This is a genomic window from Salipaludibacillus daqingensis (assembly GCF_029891575.1).
Taxonomy (GTDB): Bacteria; Bacillota; Bacilli; order Bacillales; family Salisediminibacteriaceae; genus Salipaludibacillus; species Salipaludibacillus daqingensis.
In genome coordinates, this window is sequence record NZ_JARZHF010000004.1 from 351,438 (window position 1) to 371,488 (window position 20,051).

Sequence of the window (20,051 nt, forward strand, 5' to 3'; positions counted from 1 at the left end):
ATTGTGTGCTCTTTTTTGTAATCTAATTCATTTGCTAGGAGTGGGGTACATGAAAATCTATATTGATTCTGCTAATATTAATGAGATAAATGAGTTAAACAACTTAATGCCTATTGATGGTGTCACAACAAATCCATCTATTATCTGTAAAGAAAATCGTAACAACTCTTTAGAACTATTAAAACAAATTCGAGAAATCCTACGTGATGATCAACTCTTATTTACACAAGTTATTGAAGACAATTACGATAAACTTATTGACCAGGCGTATCAGCTTCTAAATTTGCTCGGTAAAGACACTGTGATTAAAATACCTGTTACATTTAACGGTTTAAAAGCTATCCAATATCTCGAAAAAAATAATATTAATACTTTGGCCACTGCAGTGTTCCACCCTCAACAAACAAATTGGGCCGCAAAAGCAGGTGCTAAGTATGTTGCACCTTATGTTAATCGAATAGACCATCACGGAGGGGATGGAATAAAAGTTGTCAAAGAAAGTCTTTGTATAATTAAAAATTATGATTACAAATCTGAAGTAGTAGCCGCTAGTTTTAAAAATACGAAGCAGCTACATGAATGTGCATTAATAGGAACACATTCGATCACGGCTAGCCCAAACATTCTCAAACAATCCTTTTCACATTTGAGTTCATCATCTAGCGTAGCGCAATTTCAACAAGATTGGATAGATAAATACGGGAGTAAAAAATTAACATAATTTATGTAAATTTGAGGAGTGACAAAATGTTGCTCCTTAAATGGATTAATATAATAACCTTAGTTTTGCAATTAAAACGAAATTATCATAAAAAAACGACACCATTCCTCGATAGGACGAAGAACCGCGTCGTTGATAGCGTTATGTATGGTGCACTTTCCAAGTACTACTATGTTCATTCGCTTCGTAGCTTCTCGACGTAGTGTAGCTCACTTAAATATGGTGCACCCTAAGGGCACTACTGATGTTCGTTTGCTTCGCCGAAAACTCGACGTTGCTAAGCAAACATTAAATATGGTGGAGCATAGCGGGCTCGAACCGCTGACCTCTTGGCTGCCAGCGTAGAAAGTGTAGTTTCCTATGATGATTTGAGATTATCTAGATGCCTCTACAATCAACAATATTTAGGTTATGTTAATCAAAATAGAAACTACAATATCCTTTGATTACCGATAGTGCGTTACCATATTGTGACCAAAGAGTAAGATGTAGTAGCTTTGCCAACTTTTAAATACTTAGTCTATAATATAGTTTTATTTCTACATTCGACACGACTGGTGTACTGACTATAGATAACAAAAACTAAAGATGTAAGTAGTGTTCACCTAAATATGAGCAATAATAATAATTAAATGAATGAATCATAATTTATTATAATATGATTGTATTAGTTTCAAATTAAATAGTTAAAATATAAAGTAACTGTTAGGATTTATGAAAATAGTGATTAATATTACATTACTTTCTAAAACAGTCCAGAAAACCACTATATACAATATAAATTAATTTTTCCAAAAGATACTAACTTAAAATTAGAATGATAATATTCTAGCCAAGAATATATGGAGTATTAGAAAAATTCACATGTTAAATAATCGTTCTATTAGGGTAAGGAGTGAAAAAATGGAACAACCGAAAGTAAAAGTTTTTGGGCAAGTATATAATGTAATTGTAATTGAGTTTGATAAAAAATCAGGTCAAATAACAAAAATTGTGTATCAAGTAAGTGAACACCAGAACAAAACAATATTTAGAAGTAAAGATATGATAACCAAATCATTAACATCTAAATTTAAAATTCAAGGGTTAACACCTCACCCTTATTATAATTATGCATATGCACCTCAACTAGAATGTTTGCTTGTCTAAAGTAATGACAGAATCTCGCAAAGTCTTTGCGAGATTAATGAAACAGTTTAAGGAAAATCTATAATGCAATTATTGTTAAGATTAATTAAAAATATTTATAGCCATCTGAAAAGCAAGTTAAGAGAATAATTTTATGTTTTTAAATTTTTTTCAAACGGATGAATTTCGCCGAATATTCCCTTTATTCCATTTTCAAAGTTTGATACATCATCAATATATAAAATTCGCAAGTTTCTAATAGCCCTAGAACAAGAAACGTATAGTAGATTTTGTGTTTGTTCAAATTTTTGTTTATCCCTATCTTCTAAATCACCCGAATTTGCTATATTTTCAAAAAAGTGATTAAAATAATTTCGGTTCAATCCAAAGGCATTCTCCATAATAATTATAACATTATCAAACTCAAGCCCTTTTGTACCATGGTATGTATGATAAATAACTTTCTCCACTTGTTTTTCAGAGATAAATTTATACCATACCTCATACTCATCAATATTTATTTTTAGTAATTTTTCTATAGTATTGTTTGCATGCTCAACATCATCGTCCGATTTATTGTTGAATAATCTTTCAATAAGATAATTACTAAATAGTTCATGTGTGATTCCTTCAAATCCCAATGTCCAATCTACTAATTTTTTATATTTATTATTATTGTTGTTGTTGTTATATATAGCTGACATTGATACTATATACTCTCCTAACGTTTTCCCCTCAACTTGATTTAAAGTATTAACTAATTCTTTTAATTCTTCTAACTTCATATCTTCAAAAAAGTTACTTCTAGGTAATATATCAATGACCGGAGTGTTTATATTCTTGAGGTTATTGTATAATCTAATAATATTAAAAAGTAACTTTGGGATCTCACCAAGCTTATATAAATCATTACTTAAAAGTTCCGTATTAAGTTGATTATATTTAAGCCCTTTATATTTATCAGTCTCTTTAAAAGCTTCATATATATTCTCAAACCCACTATATTGTGCAACTGTCTTATTCGTTAATACAAGGCAATGCAATTGATTTTTTTCTGTTATATCCCATTCCTCTATATACTTGTTTATAAATTCCCTAACATCAACCTGAGTTCCTTCATAAAACTTTACACTACCACCTTCACAATCATCATAAATGGATCTTTGTTCAATTTCATCATTTCTTATTTTATTTATAACCTCAATAACCTCTTTCGTAGACCTTCTATTAAACTCTTTAATAATATAATTTAAATCTGAGTGAATTTCTGTTATTTTACTTCCTACACCTTTATCATAAATATTTTGAGCAGTATCCCCAAAATATCCAATTAAACTCTTATGACCAATATTTTTTGCATACTTTTCTAAATAACTCATTATTGACACGACTGTTTGATCAGTATCCTGATACTCATCAATAAAAATTAGAGGATATTTATCTACGATTATCTGTTTTAATAGGTCATACCTTTCGATAATTTTCAAACCATAATCTAACAAGGTATCATGGCTAATTTGCATATTATGAAGTAGGTCACTATTATAAATAGAATTGTATTCTACAGATTCATATCCTTTTTCATTTGATTTTATATTTTTATAACATTTGTAATAATTTTCTACTTTGTAAACAGTGCTGACTATTTTTCTAAAATGGCTAACGTTTCTAAGTATATCAGAGTATTCTTTTAATAGAGGATGGAACACCTCTTTCAATGGTGCTGCTTTAACACTATAATTTTGATAAAAAAGATCCTTATTCTCGATCATAATTTTTTTAAAGTTTTCTTTTTGTGTAGTATCTAATTGTTGATATTTTCGATATTCTTCACCAAACTTCAATTTCTGATTTAAACTATAAATCTCTTCTCTTAATTTTTCTGTATGGATTTCTACTAATTCTTTCTGATAAAATCTTATAAGCTCCCATACTCTTTCATGTATTGTAGAAACTAAAACTAAATCAGTGTTACCAAGCCTTTCTTTAACTTCTCTAGTAGCAACATTTGTATATGTAATACAAATTACCTTTTGATTGTGTTTCTTTAAAATTCTTTCGTAATTTCTTATTACATATTTTAAACTCTCAATAAGAGCATATGTTTTTCCAGAACCCGCACCAGCATTAAAAATGAAACTTTCACTCTTATCGATGGAATTAAAGATTGCTTTTAATGACTTCTGTTCCTTTTGTTTATTTAGTGTAGATATTTTCAATAAATTCATTATTATTCCTCCTCTCCTAATTTTCTGAGTAACCACGTAAGCCCTTTTTCTATATATTCTGGCAACGAAGGAAACCTTTCATCTTCAGTTTCAATTATAAGCTGATATAATAATGTATTAGCAAAATCACTTTTATTATTAGTTAACTTTCTTTGAAGTAAAAAAGAACTTTCCTTAACGTTCCTAAATCTTTTATTTTTTTTTATTATATTTTTATAAATGTCTGGTTTAATTTTCAATAAAACTCTATTTAAAATTAAATTGTTATAGTTGGTTAAAATAAAAGCTTCTTCAAAACTTGTTGCATAATACCCTTCAATTTTATCCTGATATGTAATATACATGTTATTAATGTTAAAATTATTGTCTTGTAATGTACCTAATTTATAATCACCATTATACTTTTTAATTGTTTCATTTGTTGTAACTCTGTCTTTCAAGTCACATATCTGTTTAAATCCTTTCTTTTCTTCCTCATTTCTTTTAATATCTAGATCGGTAATAATTAAAGCAGGTACTTTTAAAATGCTAATCAGATCGTGATAAACTAAACCGTGAGCGCCATCAATGTTAAAGATTGATATATAGTATTTATTGAGCTTTTCATTATTATCAATATAAAATTTAAGGAGAGTTTCTTCAGTCATTCCTTCAACAAAAATAATAGCATCTGAAAAAAATAATTCTGATACTTTATATTTAATATGCTTTTTAAGAAATTCAAGATCATTCTTCCTTTCAATACCTCCTTTTTTACTTTTGGGGATAATTGTGTCATCCTGCAAATTCACTACATTTGTATGATTATCTTTTATTGATATGTAATTTATATTATTAAAAGTATTACCACTATGTATTTTACTGTTCAGTATATGTGATGAATGTGTTGTAATTATCAACTGACTATTTACGTTCTTGTTCCTATCTTTCAATAGAGAAGCAATGGCTTCATTTATATTTTTAATAAATAACTCTTGCATTTGCGGATGCATAAAAGTTTCAGGCTCTTCAATTGAAATAATATTAACTTTACTATTAAAAGAATTTTCAGGATATTTCTCCATATAGTCAATTAGATCCGCTATTATCATCATCAATTTTGTATAACCTAATCCAAATTGATTTTCAGGTATATTCATACCACGCTCGACATATTCATATTTGATTAAAGTATTCATCATCTTTTGAAAATTTAAATCTGCACTTAAAAGTACTTGAAGTTTTTCATTTGATTCGATTTCTCCTAAAGACTCATTTAAACCATTTGTATGTTTTTCACTTATTAACCTTGTAAGATCATTATTAATATCACTTATTTTAGAATTGATTTCATTTTCTTCATTCCCAAGTAGTGTATTATAACGATATTCTATTATTTTACTAAATGCTTTAGAAAGTGACTTTTCACTTTCAATATTATTTGCTTTAATTGGCCTCAACTCAATTAGATTTCTTAACTTAAAATTCTCAATTTTATTTAGATCTCTATTGTAGTAGTTAATATTAAAACTTGAACTATTAATTAGATCCAGAAAACCTCTAAAACGAACTGTTTGATTATGTTTTTTTTCTAACAATTTTCTAACATTGCTAATAAATACTTCTTCATCTTCCAATTCTACATTTACTATTATATTTAATTCCGAATTATTAATATCATCTAATCTCATAAAGTGTACTATATTAGTTATTAGATCATTGTTAGCATCTTCAATCCCAATATCAATGTTAAATTGCAGATAAGGGGTATTAATTTTTTCACTTGATCTATCTCCATTAAATATTTCATCATAATATTCAAGTAGTTTTTTTAAATATGTGAAATTAAAATCATTTGCTTTAAATGCATCTTTATTATGGTTTATAAGGTTATCTAATGCTTTGACGATAGTAGTTTTTCCACCGTTATTCTTCCCGACAATTAACGTAGTTGTGGGAGCTATATTTAATTTCTTTTCGTTTTGTTGCTTTTGATAACTTTTGGCATCAACAAATTTTACCTTGTTATTTTCTATTCCAAATTTTCTGAAGTTTTTAATCATTAAACTTTTCAAATACATAATATTGCCTCCATTTTTTAGTAATTTTCAATATATTTATTATCTTGTATTACTTTTATCAACTACTTAAATTTTTTTCTCTAGAACTTCAATTCAGTATTTAGCTTTTTCATTCATACTTCTAATTTACTAGACTACTTCCCTTATAAACTGCAGTTCAAGTATAATTTTCGACTAAATAATGTAAAATCCCTCCTTTTTATAAAAAAGAAACTACCAAATTCTTAAAAATCCTACTTTTTCTTTTATAACAATCATTAAAGAAGAGTGAAACCTTCCCAGCTTGTCAGGTAAAAACAAGACTAGTTCACTCTTTTAGGACAAAAATTATTCAAGCAGACCTCATAACTGGAAAGGTAGTGAACCTTTATTTGCCCATACGTCGGTACCTTTGCTGAGCGTATCGTCATAAGTTGTTGAAAAGAAGCTAGTCTGTTTAAGTTTGTATCAACGACAACAGTCATGCTAGAGCAGGAAAAAAAGAGAGCTCCTTGAACTCTCTTTTAATCTCTCTCTTATTATTTTTTCGCTCCAAATCCCAACATTCTCTATATGACTAGAGCTAACTGTAGACAAAGAGATAATAAATATGTGTAGATGTTGCAGTGTTCACCTAACTATAATTACAAATATAAAATCCTTAAGCTTTGATGACCTATTCATCCTAATTGCTGACATGTTTATACCGTCTTCCTTTCATTATATCACTAACTAATTGACGACTAATTCCAAAATCTTTAGCAATCATTTTTAAACCTTCTATTCTCCCTCTAGAACGAATTTCTAATATGTCACGTTCTGATAATCTTCCTAATTTAGTTTTTCCAGCTGGTAGTGGAGATAAATCCTTAAAGCGTGATTTCGAATGACCTAAACTGCCTCTTCTAATAGCTGAAATGATACTGGTACTTACCTTAAATTTTTTAGCTAGGATTGTACCAAATGCACCATCTATAAGTTCTTTTCTTATTGTTAAAACCTGTTTTTCATCTAATTTAGTATTACGTGGCTTTACTTTTGAGAGTGCAAGATGTTTATACGACTTACCATTTACAAGGTTTTCAATAGTGCTTCCACTAACTCCTAAATCTTGAGCAATTCTTCTGCATGATTCACCGCTTTTTCTTCTTTCCCATGCAGAAATGGCTTGCGAATCAGTAAGTGCATTTCTTTTTCTCCTAGGTAGTTTTTTGCTTTTGTTTTGTACGGATTCCATATTAGTATTATTACGTTGTAAAAAATCAAAGAATTGTTCGGGAGTGTTGTTATCCTTTGTATAAATACTATGGAATTCTTCATGTACATGCTTTTCAAGAGGAACTCCAAGAGGATATCTGTAGTGTATTTCTAAGCATTTAACTGACATAGCTTTTAATTGATCATTAGAATATTCACTTATTGATTCATACAACTGGTACTTTAATTCGATAAGTACTTCAAGGACTATACTTTGAAAACTATACAGATGATGAATAATTATATTAGAATCGGCGCCTGTAATTATACATTTTTCTCCATAATATGCTAGGCTATCCCTTTTCCAGTTATTAATATAGCGCCTTAAATAAGTGGACAATGTTGATATTCCCCCTTTCCAGTTAGGGTGATTTTCTCCATGTATGCGTTTTTCTTCCCAACATTTACCGCACCTATCACCTGAGTTATTAAACTTATCAAATTGTACAAAATAATCGTGATATTCCGGACACTTCAGGTGTAACGTTTCATGAACACCCTGATAGCTTTCAGATATAAGTTTATACCCTTCATTCTCTATGTTCGTTCGAACTTCATTTAAGCTGTACCTTGTATTTCTTCTTCCACCACAATCTGTACACCTCCTCCCCCGATTTTTAAAATTATCAAATGTAGTTGGATAATGGTGTCCATCGGGACAAATTAGTAAAAGCCCAGCTTTTGTTCCTCTATAATTGGATTCTGAATGTAATTTATACCCGAACTGAGAAATATACTCTTCAACGTATTCTTGAGTATGTGGTTTGTTAATATCACAACATTCAGAGCACCTTGAACCTCGTTTACCATTAGACTTATCTTGGAATGCATTAAAGCTAACAGGATAATCGTGCCCATTCGGACAAATTGTAAGTAGTTTGGTTTTAGCATTTTGATATCGAATAGATTTCAATAGATAACCTCTATCATTAAAATACTCTTTAATATATTCATAATTGTGGGGGTGCATTTTTATCTTTTCCTTTTAATATTTTTACACTTAATATCCCCATTCAACTAAGAAAAAATACAATCTAACTATTTATAAAAGGACGACGTATAAATAAACGTCGTCCTTTTATTAGCCCTTACCTCTAACGAGTAACTATTGCAATAATTTTTATTTTTGATGTTTCTTTTTACTAGTAATACATTAAAATAAAAAATATATAAAGCTTTATATCCATCACATAAGCCTTTACCTGAATACCTTCTTTTGACAATTCTTTTGCTTACTTATCAAACTTATCCCTCGCCTCATTTAAATTGATTTTTGGAAGTGTTCTTTTTCTATTTTCATCTTTCCAATCATCACTATAAAACCATCCAACAAGATATAGTCCATGTCTACAAGTATTATCATTCAAGTAACGATTCACGAGTTGTGTTTCCATTGCTTTGTTTAATTCTGGGTGCCAATTACCTTTCAATTCAATAACAACACTAATCTCCTGTATCTCATCTTTACTGATACCACTTGCTACAGCATTAACTTGTATATCTGTTCTCTGTCCTTTGATCCCCCCCATGACTTCTGCGAATTTCTACTTCTCTGTTAACTACCACATGCTCGAAGATCAATAATTAAAGTTTGCTCATTGTTGATATAGGCTTCTTGTTCTTTCTTCATTGCATATGTTTTACCTGCTCCAGGCTCTCCTAATAACACTAGACATTTCATGTAAGAAATTGAGGCAAACGTAACTACGTCAGAATTATAAATCCCCCCCCCCATTCTGACTCTGGATTATAGAGAAATCCTTCTCTTGTTAAATTGATATTGCCCTCCCTAGAACACCAAAATCGAATCCAAGGATAGATTAATTCACTCAACGATCTCCCCCCTTAACTTTTATACTTAGTATGTAATAAATTAATTTCACCTATAAAACAAAAGCTGTTGCTACCAATATATCACAATATTTTCACAACAATACTTAATCGAAAATTTAATGATTTCATTGTGTTGAATTGTAAATCAGCCTTATTTTTGAAATAACGAGAGAATACCTTCAAAATTATTCGATTTATAGACCTCAGAGGCACATAGATTAATAGCAATTACCCTTGTTTGATTAGAATCGCTCGAGAACTCGTTTCCTATATTAAAGCATTATCAGTACAATAAAACTATGAACAGCTAAGCAAAATTACACCGGTGTAAAGGGGTTCATATAAAAAGCTTGTAAATAAATAACTTGATGAATAGTGATTAATCTGACGAAAATATAGAATCTAAGAAATGAAGGTGTGTTCTAATGAATCAATATACAAAAGCTGTCTTTAGTAGTAATTACGTCGAAGTCACCCAACAATCACAACAACCGATTATAGGAAGAAGCTCTTCTGGTGGTCGTAAGTCTTTCTCTACCCAGAGTACTGAAAATTATGAAGCAAACTTAAAAACTAGTATCCGACGTGCTAAGAAAAAAATACGCCGCTTACTGGAATGCAACTTCACAGACTCTTATACCTTCCTAACACTTACATTCAAGTCTACTGGAGAGATAGATATTACCGATATTAAGAGCTGTGCCAAAAAGTTTAGCGCTTTTAAGAAAAGGCTTTCTTACTATTTAGATAAGCATAACTTGCCCAAGTTCCAGTATATAGGTGTAACAGAATTTCAGGATGAAAGTAGACAAGGAGCTATTCACTACCATCTTGTCTGTAACTTATTAGATATTCCAACTGAAACCATACAAGAGCTTTGGATATATGGATTTATCTACAAGTCGCCTGCTACACCTGATCCTACGAATAATGAAAAAATGGCCTACTATTTAAACAAAGGGATTCATGATCACCGACTTAATGGTAATAAAAGATATTTTCATTCACAGGGACTCAAACAACCAATTCCTTTAGATATTAAAGACTCTGCAGAGTTTCACAAAGTCCTTGATAAATGTGAACCATGGCTAACACAAAACGAGGCCTATCACTCCCCATATACGGGTGAGACGAGATATGACACCTACTATGTTAAAAACGTTAAGGAGCTGATCGAATATGCGCAAGAACAATGATGATTATCCAGACATTCTAAATGTTTCAGATATTCAACAACTACTAGGAATCGGCAGAAAGCAGGCTTACGAACTGGTCCATTCAGGAGAATTCAACGTGACTAGAATTGGTACACGTCTTAAAGTGTCCAAAAAAAACTTACTTAATTGGATTGAAGGGGGAAACTATCATGAAGAAGAAACATACTAAACTAGTTGATTGTGGTTCCACAGTTTTTGTTTACGATTATGAAAGTAAACGTGACCATAATAAGTTTAAATTCGAAGTTAATACTGATGGTCAGATTACTAACCTTAAGAGGCTATTCATTAAAAATTTCATAAATGAGCATCTCAATTTAAATTTAAGTTTTACACTTCATTTGGAAATGAGCGACTTACCTAATCTTCAGGTGATATTAGATGAGTTTACGGCCTCACTAAAGAAATATTTTGATCTGTCCGCTGTTAAATACCTTGCTGTATTAGAACTTCCAATAGAAGATGAAAGTAGTCATCCTAAAATAAACATTGTGACGGATATAGACTACTTTCAGGGTACAATGTCATTAATGTCATTCTACAAGGACCTTTCTGAAGAAGATATATTAACTAAGTTACAAGAGCAAGTTAATTTACTCTCAAGTAAAGAAGTATTTGTAGACTACGATGATACAAGCATGATGATGGATACATTTGTTGAGATCTTAACCACTACTCTTAAAAGTCCATTATGCACTATCAAAACACGTTCAGTGTTTAAGTACAATTTAAAAAATCCTAAAATTCGCCGCAATGAAAAGGCTGAAGACCATATAAAGAAAAGAGGCTTACTTAGTTTCCCCTATCAGGAATCAGCAGAGATATATGACAAAAGAGGTGGATTCATTAATGTAAATGTATATTCTAAAAATATTAACAACTCGGACTACCCAAGTAGTATCTTTGAAGACCAGGAAGACATTTTAATGTTTAATAACTGAGCAGAGTCTCTAACTTTTTATAGATGAGTGGACGTACAATTGATGTTCGTCAACTACTTTTTATAAATATCCAAAAAAGAATATAGATAAAGAAACGATCTTCTCTAATAATAAGGAGATAGTATAGCAAAAAAAGTCCCTAATTAGAGGGACTTTACTTCTTAACCTTATAAGCCTTGATTATATTCTGCATTTCTTTATCTGCTTCTTGACGTTGTTTTTTTAATTTAATTGGAAAGGCAAAAATGCCACCCGTTGATTCTTCTGCTAAGTCGTGGAGTTTCTCAATATCGTGGTTTACTTTATATCTACTTGTCATGAGAGCACTCTCCTTTATCAAATTATAACTGAATCAAGTTCTCAGAAGCAACTATATCAAAGTACATCTGTTGTCGTGATGCATACTTAGTTACAAGGCTCTCTAAAATAATAATACGAAATCAGCTTGCTGTTCTTATTGATATCAACAACAACAAATCCGTCATAACCTAAAACAAAACTTCCCTTACATGATATAAGTAGGTAGAAATGTGTCTACTCGCAAATTATCGGTCTTTGTTGAAGTATTGGGAGCTTAGTTGATTAGACATCACCAAAACGAGCGTATCTCTCCATCTTCCAAATACTCTAACCTTTAGTTTAATAAAATTCTGATATTTTAATTACACTCAGGGCACTTCCACCCCTCATTCGTTGTTGTTCGCCTGATAATCTTATCTTCCCAATCATGATTGCAAGTAGGGCACTTCCACCACACGGTTTTTCCCGACTTGATTTTCACTTCACTTGGTTTTACTTATTCTTTGTTAGATGCCATTGGCTCGCTATATTTGATTTTACATACTCTAGACTTTCCTCGTACAACACTCGTTTTCCTGCGCAATAAGCACACCCTCTGCCTGATTTTCGCTGATGTGGACTTGCGTCATAAACATGTCGTTCATCTTTTGGACAATTCCACCATACATAGCGATTGGATCCAATGCTGATTTCGGTAGGTTTGATTCCGATTTCATCATTTTTGTCATAATTCCACTCTTCAAGCAAGTTAGGCATTAATTCTGCAAAGCTCTCTTCCACAAGCACTTTTTGACCTGTGCAATATAGGCATCCTCGATTCCCCCCCCTCGTTTATCAGGAGAGGATTCCCAAACATGTCGTTCATCTTTCAAGCATTGCCACCAAAATTTCTGATTTGAATACGCTGCAACTTCATAAGATTGCAACTCATTTAATGTAGGATGCCATTCTTTCACAAGATGAGGGAAAACACCCGCAACCGAAGTTTCAAACATAAGGATTTTCGCACTGCCTTTTCCATAACAATACGGGCATTTCGTGCTTTCTTTTGCACGTTTAGCAGGACTTGCATTATACTCATGACCTTCTGAACATAGCCAGTAGTATTTATCATGTGTATAAGCATAGACATCATATGGTGTGACGTCACCATTTCGTGCTTGATGCCATTCATCAATTAGACTTGGAAACAAATAACCCAAGCTCTTTTCTTTAGGAACTTCATTGATAAAAAGATGAGCCTCTTTTCGTTTATCATAAATATTAATCAATCTCACTTTTTTAATTTTCTCTTGTACATCAATTTCTTGATAAGTTTGTTCCATGAAATCAAGTAATTGGTCATAGCAAACTCGTAAGGAATCGACCTTATTAATGTTATATGGGATGATATGACAAGAAGAAGGTTCTAATTCAATAGACTCTTTTTCATGGATCCGAACTAACTGAATACCTTGTTCTTCAAAAGCATAATTCTTTTCTTCATCATTCTTTTTATGATTTTCCGTTCTATGATAATATTCCCCGTCATATTCAATGGCCAGCATTAGAGTGGGGATATAAATATCCGCTTCTTTCTTTTGTTTAGTGAGTTTTTCACCACTCTTTGTATCAGAGAATACATCAGCAAGAGCAAGATAATACGTAAGCTCTGTTACCGAATTTTGATTGCTACTGCCACAGTATCGGCAACCATTCCCTCCTATTGCTCGACTATTCACCGTTGCATCCCATATATGCTTCGTTTTATTAGAACATTGCCACCATTTTTTTTGTTACTACCTTTTGTCACGTCATACGGTGTTAGCTCTCCGTTTAAGGTGGGATGCCATTCTTTTGCAATGTCAGAGTGAGTTGTCGCTAAACTTTTACATTTCTTGCATTGGTTATTTTTCTTGTTTCGACTATATACGGTAGCTTTCCATCGATAACCACACGTTTGGCAATCCCACCATACTTGGGTTCCAGCATTAGCAGAGACGTTAACAGGAGTTAGATCGCCATTCAATTCATAGCATCATTCTTCTGCAATTTTCGGATTCACCCAAGCTAGGGATTTACAGTTTTGGCATTTACACTGACCTTTTAACCGTGCATATATTTGTGCCTTCCATTGATGACCACACTCTTTGCATTTCCACCAAACAAGAGCAGCGGTTCCCACATCGTTAGGTGTTAATCCATCATTTAATTCATAACAAAACTCATTTGCTAATTTTGGGGATCGTTCTGCTAGAGTCTTTCCTCTTTTCATGATACCTCCCTCTCCTTTTTCGTTTTCTCCTTTCCAAATTAGCCTATGATTAAATAGTACCATATTACTAGTTTTTTCAGCACTTGAGGCACCATCTTAATGATCTTTCTTTGCTAAATCGGCTAAGAAGACTTCATCGAGAATACTTATTCTTTGATTCCCTCTGTCAATGTCAATTATACTCTTATCTCAAAGGAATTAAGCGCTTCTTATCCCTGTTCACCTGACTTCTTCTCCTTTATAAAATAGATAGCGATAATCTAAACAATATTTCTTTTCAAGGAGCAAAATATACAAGGGGGGTGGTCACAAACGTTACAAAAGACAATCATACATATGTATAATGTCTACTCATTTTTATATGGTTTTTACCTCTATACAAGCATTCCAGATTATGGGTACTGTTGTAGTAGGAATTTTGGTATAGTATTGATAGATACATAAAAAGTAACTGACCTAATGGAGGAAGAAAATGAGTAAACTTACGTTACAACAACTAGAATCACATTTGTGGGAATCAGCTAACATCTTACGAGGAAGCATTGACTCTTCGGACTATAAAAATTACATATTCGGATTGCTGTTTTTAAAGCGATTAAATGATGTATTTGTTGAAACAGCAGAGAAGATTGAGAAAGAAGAAGGCGACGATTACGGGTGGCATGATCCTGATGAACACCAATTTTTCGTTTCCGAACGTGCTCGTTGGAAGAACATCCAAGCGACAACTCAAGACATTGGTGACATGATCAATAAAGCATTTGAATCATTAGAGGAAGAAAATCCATCACTGCAAGGTGTGTTGGCAAGTATCGATTTTAACGACAAAGAGAAGCTCCCAGATAGCTTGCTGTTACAACTAGTTCAGCATTTTACAGCGATTGATTTACGAAATGACCATCTATCTGAACCTGATATGTTAGGACGAGCCTATGAGTATCTCATCAAGCAGTTTGCCGATGACGCTGGGAAAAAAGGTGGAGAGTTTTATACGCCGAGTAAAGTGGTTGAGCTTATTGTCAACCTGATTAAACCAGAAGAAGGCATGAGAGTTAGTGACCCTACGGTTGGATCAGGCGGAATGCTCATTCAATCGGTCGATTACATCAAGTCAACAGGAGGTAACCCACGGAACTTGACCCTCCACGGTCAAGAGCGTAACTTAAGTACGTGGGCTATCTGTAAAATGAACTTGCTCTTACATGGCATGAGCGATCACCGCATTGAAAGAGGCGATACGATCCGTGATCCTAAATTGTTAGAAGATGGAGAACTCATTCTTTACGATCGTGTCATCGCCAATCCTCCCTTTAGTTTAAGTAACTGGGGAAGAGAAGAAGCAGAAAGTGATCAGTACGGTCGTTTCCGATTCGGTATGCCTCCTAAAGACAAAGGTGACTTAGCGTTTGTTCAGCATATGGTATCTACACTTAATCATGAAGGAAAAGCTGGAGTGGTGATGCCGCACGGGATTCTTTTCCGTGGTGGTGTAGAAGGAAAGATTCGTCAAGGGCTCCTTGAAGAAGACTTATTAGAAGCGGTCATTGGTTTACCCTCTAAGCTATTCTACGGCACTGGAATTCCAGCTTGTATTCTCGTATTGAACCGTAATAAAGATGAGAGTAATAAGGGGAAAGTATTCTTTATCCATGGCGCAGATGATTATCAAGAAGGAAAGAATCAAAATATACTTCGAGATCAAGATATTGAGAAGATTGTATCAGCTTATGACAATGGTGAAGAATTAGAGAAGTACTGTCGTGTTGTTCCGTTAGCTGAAATTAAAGAAAATGACTTTAATTTAAACATTGCAAGATATATTGATACAACAGAAGAAGAAGAACAGATTGATGTACCTCAAGCAATAGCCGAACTTCGAGCATTAGAGAAAGAACGAAATCAAATTGAAGAGAAGATGTACGATTACTTGAAGGAGTTGGGTTATGATGAATAATTTTATTCCTAAAGATTGGACTTTCTCTCCATTAGGTGAATACTTAAATTTAATAGGAGGATTTGCTTTTAAAAGTCAAGATTTTAGTGAAGAGGGTACAGTACCAGTGTTAAGAATTGCTAACATTAAAGAAAATGGAATTAACTTAGATAATGCTGCATTTGTTTCTAATAAAGTGGCAGAAAATACTAATAGATATAGCCTTAAAGAAGAACATATCGTTATTGCAATGTCAGGAGCTACAACGGGAAAGACTGGACAAGTAATCAGTGACAATCTTCCATTGTTATTAAATCAACGTGTTGGAACTTTTGATATTAAGGATGAAAATAAGTTATCAAATAATTTTTTGAAATTCCTAGTTCAAAAGGATAGTTTTAAAAACCTTATTAACGTCGATGCTGTTGGAGGAGCGCAGCCTAATATTAGTTCTAAACAAATTGAATCGATACACGCACTTATCCCACCTATAAATCAACAAAATAAAATCGCAGCAATCCTTACTTCAGTTGATAACGCCATTGAAAAAACAGTAGCGATCATCGAGCAAACGGAAAAAGTGAAAAAAGGGTTAATGCAACAGCTTCTTACAAAAGGAATTAGACATACGAAGTTTAAGGAAACGGAGATTGGTGTGATTCCTGAAGAATGGGAAGTAGTTCAACTAGGGGATATTTTAGAATTAGTAAAGCGGCCGATGAAAATGAAGGATGATGAACTTTATCAACTTGTTACTGTAAAACGAAGACATGGTGGTGTTGTTCCAAGAGGCGAATTGTACGGTCATCAGGTAAAAGTAAAAAATCAGTTTTATATTAAAAGTGGTGACTTTTTAATATCTAAACGACAAATCGTCCACGGTGCTTGTGAAGTTGTGCCACCATCTTTAGATGGTGCAATTGTTTCTAATGAATATCATACATTATTAGTAAAACATACATTGGAAATGGACTTTTTCAGGTGGTATATTCGCCATCCAAAAATAATACATTATTTTCTTTTATCAAGTGTAGGTGTTCATATTGAAAAGATGTTATTTAGAGTTGAAGATTGGTTTAAGCGAAAGGTTGCTATACCACCGATTGAGGAACAACAGAAAATAGCAACAACTCTTACTTCTATTGAAAAAACATTAGAAGTGAATAAACAACATTTAAAAAGACTTCAGTCTATTAAAATAGGTTTAATGCAAGTCCTACTAACTGGCAAGATTCGTGTCCACGTAAATGAAATGGAGGTAACAAGATGACCTCAACTTCAGAATGGAATGAAAAGCAACTCGTTGAAAATAGATTGATCCAACAGCTTCAAGGAATGGACTATGATTATCTTCATGGTCCTTCTTTGGATACTGAACGGGAAACAGCGAATGATGTTATTCTTAGGGATCGTTTAGCCCGTGCGTTGACACGTTTGAATCCATGGATGAATGAAAACAATGCTCGGAAGGTATTACGTTCTATCCTCTACATCGAAGCGACTAGCGTCATGGAAGCAAATGAAAAGTTCCATGATATGCTGGTGAACTACATATCTGTACAACAAGACCTTGGAAAGGGCAAAAAGAACCAAACGGTCAAGCTGATTGATTTTGCTAATCCTGAAAACAACGAGTACCTTGTCGTTGATCAGTTTAGCATTACGAATCCCAAGGGCAATATCCGACCTGATCTGATTATTTTTGTTAATGGCCTCCCTCTTGTTGTGATTGAATGTAAAAGTCCGATGCTAAGTATTAATGAACAAATTGGCCAAGGAGTCAAGCAGTTAACCCGTTACCAAGACGAACAGGAGCGGCTATTTCACTACAACCAGTTCATGGTCGTTTCAAGTAATGATCGTGCTAGAGTAGGAACGATCGGAGCACAGGTAAAGCATTACGGTCTTTGGAAAGATCCATACCCGTTAACAACAGCTGAAATTGGTGATACTCCAACACCACAAGATATTTTAGCAGCTGGCATGCTGACAAAACAAAGTCTCCTCGACCTCGTGCAAAACTTCATTGTTTATGAACCTGAAGGGGGTCGAATGATTAAGAAGTTGGCCCGTTACCAACAGTTCCGTGCCGTGAGAAAAGCGATCGATCGCATTCTTTATGCGAAATCAGCAAAAGATCGTGGTGGTGTTGTATGGCATACGCAAGGCAGTGGTAAGTCTTTAACAATGCTCTACCTGGCCGTGAAACTTCGTCGCCTCGAAGCGTTGGGAAACCCAACTATTGTTCTTGTGACAGACCGTAAAGACCTGGATACTCAAATAACAGAGACCTTTCGCCGATGTGGGTTTCCTAACCCTCAGCAAGCAGAAGGAGTCAAGCAACTGAAGGGGTTGCTTTCTCAAGGACCAGGTTCCACAATTATGACGCTTGTACAGAAGTTCCAAGAAGATAAAGAGATGGGATCCTATCCTGAGCTTTCGACATCGGAAAATATCTTTGTGATGATCGATGAATCTCACCGTAGTCAGTATAAAGGGTTAGCGATGAACATGCGCACAGCGATGCCAAATGCATGTTACCTTGGTTTTACAGGGACGCCAATTGATAAAGAGGACAAGAGTACGACAGCAACATTCGGTCCTTATATCGATAAATATACGATTGAACAAGCCGTAGATGATGGAGCGACCGTTCCGATCTTTTATGAAGCTCGTCTATCGAATTTGCACGTTCACGGGGAAACTCTTGATCAATTATTTGACCGAAAATTCCGTGATTATGATGAAGACACCCGTGAAGAAATCAAAAAGAAATATGCCAATGAGCAAGCGATTATTTCCTCACCAAAACGGATTGAACAAATTGCGTTAGACATTATCGAACATTATCAAACTCATATTGAACCAAATGGATTTAAAGCACAGATTGTCGCTGTCTCTCGTGAAGCAGCGGTGATGTACAAGGAAAAGCTAGATGAACTCAGTGACTATGAATCCGTCGTTATCATATCTGGAGGACATAATGACAAACCAGAGATGAAAAAGCACCATTTGGCTACGGATGATGAAAAGAAACAGATTGAAAACTTTAAAAAACCTTTTTCAAAAAGTAAATTAGCCTTTATTATTGTTTGCGATAAGTTGTTAACAGGGTTTGATGCCCCGATTGAACAAGTGATGTATTTAGACAAGCCAATTAAGGAACATAACTTGCTTCAAGCGATTGCAAGAACGAACCGAACCTATGATAAGAAAGATTATGGCTTGATCGTCGATTATTACGGCGTGTCTCGATTTTTAGAAGAAGCTCTTGGAATTTTTACGAAAAGTGATATCCAAGGGGCGTTACGCCCGATCGATAGTGAGATTCCACGTTTACAATCTCGCCACCGTGCGGCGGTAAACTACTTTGATTATATTAATAAAAGCAATCCAGATGCGTGTGTGCAAGTGCTTGAACCAGAAGATGTTCGAAACGAATTTGAGACAGCGTTCAAACGTTTTGCTGAGAGCATGGACATGGTGATGCCGAATCCAAAAGCACAATCTTATGTGGATGACTTGAAGTTTCTCGGAAAGGTTCGCCAATTGGCCAAGTCTCGGTACCGTGAAGAGGGGATGGACATCACAGAGTGTGGGGAGAAAGTTCGCCAATTAATTGCAGAACATTTACATGCATCTTCAGTTGAAATATTACATGATCCGATTGATATCTTATCTAATAAATTCGAAGAGAAATTAAATGAAACGCAGAGTGAAGATGCAAAAGCATCCGAAATGGAGCATGCGATTCGTCATGAGATCAAAGTAAAGATGGACGAGAATCCCGTGTACTATTCCTCCCTGAAAGAAAAATTGGAAGATCTGATTAATTCAAGACGAGCGAATCAGATGGAGATTATTGACCTGGTGGAATCATTACGTGAGATGGTCAATGATATGCGTCACACCACACAAAAAGGCGAAGAACACGGCTTTACTCGTGAACAGTATCCCTTTTTCCAAATGCTTGAACATGAGTTGCCAGACGAAGAAAACGAAGATTTGAAAGACTTTACGTTTATCGTGACAGGAATCGTACAATCCAAAGCGGTGATCGAGTGGACAGAGAAAGACGATGTAAAGCGTGAGATGAGGAGTGAAATCAAAAAGAAACTTCGAAACAAAGTGGACAAAAAGAAACTAGAAGCCGTCACCCAGCAGCTAATGGATTTAGCAGCGGTGCATTATAGAAAGTAA

The 20,051-nt window shown here is 33.8% G+C and carries 18 protein-coding genes; 8 read left to right on the forward strand and 10 right to left on the reverse strand.

The annotated features are described in order from the left end of the window. The first annotated feature begins 49 nt into the window (after positions 1–49). Positions 50–721: a transaldolase family protein gene (locus QDN89_RS10375; protein WP_280770059.1), complete on the forward strand. Its 672-nt coding sequence runs from the start codon at positions 50–52 to the stop codon at positions 719–721. 903 nt (positions 722–1,624) lie between these two features. Next, positions 1,625–1,870, forward strand: coding sequence for a hypothetical protein (locus QDN89_RS10380; RefSeq protein WP_280770060.1), 246 nt, complete (start codon positions 1,625–1,627; stop codon positions 1,868–1,870). Positions 1,871–2,001: 131 nt separating this feature from the next. Here the strand turns inward: QDN89_RS10380 and QDN89_RS10385 are convergent, their stop codons facing one another. The 4 genes from QDN89_RS10385 to QDN89_RS10400 form a co-directional block, all read right to left on the reverse strand. Beyond that, positions 2,002–4,077, reverse strand: a complete 2,076-nt coding sequence (locus QDN89_RS10385; RefSeq protein WP_280770061.1) for a UvrD-helicase domain-containing protein — start codon at positions 4,075–4,077, stop codon at positions 2,002–2,004. 2 nt (positions 4,078–4,079) lie between these two features. Continuing rightward, entirely contained in the window at positions 4,080–6,137 is a 2,058-nt protein-coding gene (locus QDN89_RS10390; protein ID WP_280770062.1) for an ATP-dependent nuclease, read from the reverse strand. A 664-nt stretch (positions 6,138–6,801) separates the two neighbouring features. Continuing rightward, positions 6,802–8,286 carry a hypothetical protein gene (locus tag QDN89_RS10395; RefSeq protein ID WP_280770063.1) on the reverse strand — a complete coding sequence of 495 codons (1,485 nt, stop codon included), beginning with the start codon at positions 8,284–8,286 and terminating at the stop codon, positions 6,802–6,804. A gap of 319 nt (positions 8,287–8,605) precedes the next feature. Next, positions 8,606–8,902: a hypothetical protein gene (locus tag QDN89_RS10400; RefSeq protein ID WP_280770064.1), complete on the reverse strand. Its 297-nt coding sequence runs from the start codon at positions 8,900–8,902 to the stop codon at positions 8,606–8,608. A gap of 729 nt (positions 8,903–9,631) precedes the next feature. Here QDN89_RS10400 and QDN89_RS10405 point away from each other — a divergent pair. The 3 genes from QDN89_RS10405 to QDN89_RS10415 are packed head-to-tail and all read left to right on the forward strand — an operon-like array spanning position 9,632 to position 11,364. Continuing rightward, a complete protein-coding gene (locus QDN89_RS10405) occupies positions 9,632–10,402 on the forward strand; it encodes a rolling circle replication-associated protein (protein WP_280770065.1) in 771 nt (256 codons plus the stop codon). After that, entirely contained in the window at positions 10,386–10,592 is a 207-nt protein-coding gene (locus QDN89_RS10410; RefSeq protein ID WP_280770066.1) for a helix-turn-helix domain-containing protein, read from the forward strand. The genes QDN89_RS10405 and QDN89_RS10410 overlap by 17 nt, the downstream gene beginning before the upstream one ends. Beyond that, complete coding sequence (locus QDN89_RS10415) at positions 10,573–11,364, forward strand: hypothetical protein (RefSeq protein WP_280770067.1); 792 nt, start codon at positions 10,573–10,575, stop codon at positions 11,362–11,364. Before QDN89_RS10410 ends, QDN89_RS10415 begins: the two co-directional genes overlap by 20 nt. Positions 11,365–11,518: 154 nt before the next feature. Here QDN89_RS10415 and QDN89_RS10420 read toward each other — a convergent pair whose 3' ends face one another. The 6 genes from QDN89_RS10420 to QDN89_RS10440 all read right to left on the reverse strand — a co-directional run bounded on the left by QDN89_RS10420 (position 11,519) and on the right by QDN89_RS10440 (position 13,918). Continuing rightward, a complete protein-coding gene (locus QDN89_RS10420; protein ID WP_280770068.1) occupies positions 11,519–11,683 on the reverse strand; it encodes a hypothetical protein in 165 nt (54 codons plus the stop codon). Positions 11,684–12,022: 339 nt separating this feature from the next. Continuing rightward, the gene (locus QDN89_RS21995) at positions 12,023–12,145 is read right to left on the reverse strand and encodes a zinc-ribbon domain-containing protein (protein ID WP_425335390.1); all 123 of its coding nucleotides are present in this window, start codon (positions 12,143–12,145) and stop codon (positions 12,023–12,025) included. 11 nt (positions 12,146–12,156) lie between these two features. Next, complete coding sequence (locus QDN89_RS10425; protein WP_425335395.1) at positions 12,157–12,420, reverse strand: zinc-ribbon domain-containing protein; 264 nt, start codon at positions 12,418–12,420, stop codon at positions 12,157–12,159. Continuing rightward, a complete protein-coding gene (locus tag QDN89_RS10430) occupies positions 12,420–13,400 on the reverse strand; it encodes a zinc-ribbon domain-containing protein (RefSeq protein ID WP_425335396.1) in 981 nt (326 codons plus the stop codon). Before QDN89_RS10430 ends, QDN89_RS10425 begins: the two co-directional genes overlap by 1 nt. Then, complete coding sequence (locus QDN89_RS10435; protein WP_280770071.1) at positions 13,382–13,672, reverse strand: zinc-ribbon domain-containing protein; 291 nt, start codon at positions 13,670–13,672, stop codon at positions 13,382–13,384. Before QDN89_RS10435 ends, QDN89_RS10430 begins: the two co-directional genes overlap by 19 nt. Positions 13,673–13,681: 9 nt before the next feature. Beyond that, entirely contained in the window at positions 13,682–13,918 is a 237-nt protein-coding gene (locus QDN89_RS10440) for a zinc-ribbon domain-containing protein (RefSeq protein ID WP_280770072.1), read from the reverse strand. Between the two features lie 472 nt (positions 13,919–14,390). On the opposite strand from QDN89_RS10440, the gene QDN89_RS10445 reads away from it, so the two are divergent. The 3 genes from QDN89_RS10445 to QDN89_RS10455 are packed head-to-tail and all read left to right on the forward strand — an operon-like array spanning position 14,391 to position 20,051. After that, positions 14,391–15,872 (forward strand): type I restriction-modification system subunit M, encoded by a 1,482-nt coding sequence (locus QDN89_RS10445; RefSeq protein ID WP_280770073.1) that lies wholly within the window; start codon positions 14,391–14,393, stop codon positions 15,870–15,872. Next, positions 15,862–17,121: a restriction endonuclease subunit S gene (locus QDN89_RS10450; protein ID WP_280770074.1), complete on the forward strand. Its 1,260-nt coding sequence runs from the start codon at positions 15,862–15,864 to the stop codon at positions 17,119–17,121. Before QDN89_RS10445 ends, QDN89_RS10450 begins: the two co-directional genes overlap by 11 nt. Then, entirely contained in the window at positions 17,118–20,051 is a 2,934-nt protein-coding gene (locus tag QDN89_RS10455) for a type I restriction endonuclease subunit R (protein WP_280770075.1), read from the forward strand. The genes QDN89_RS10450 and QDN89_RS10455 overlap by 4 nt, the downstream gene beginning before the upstream one ends.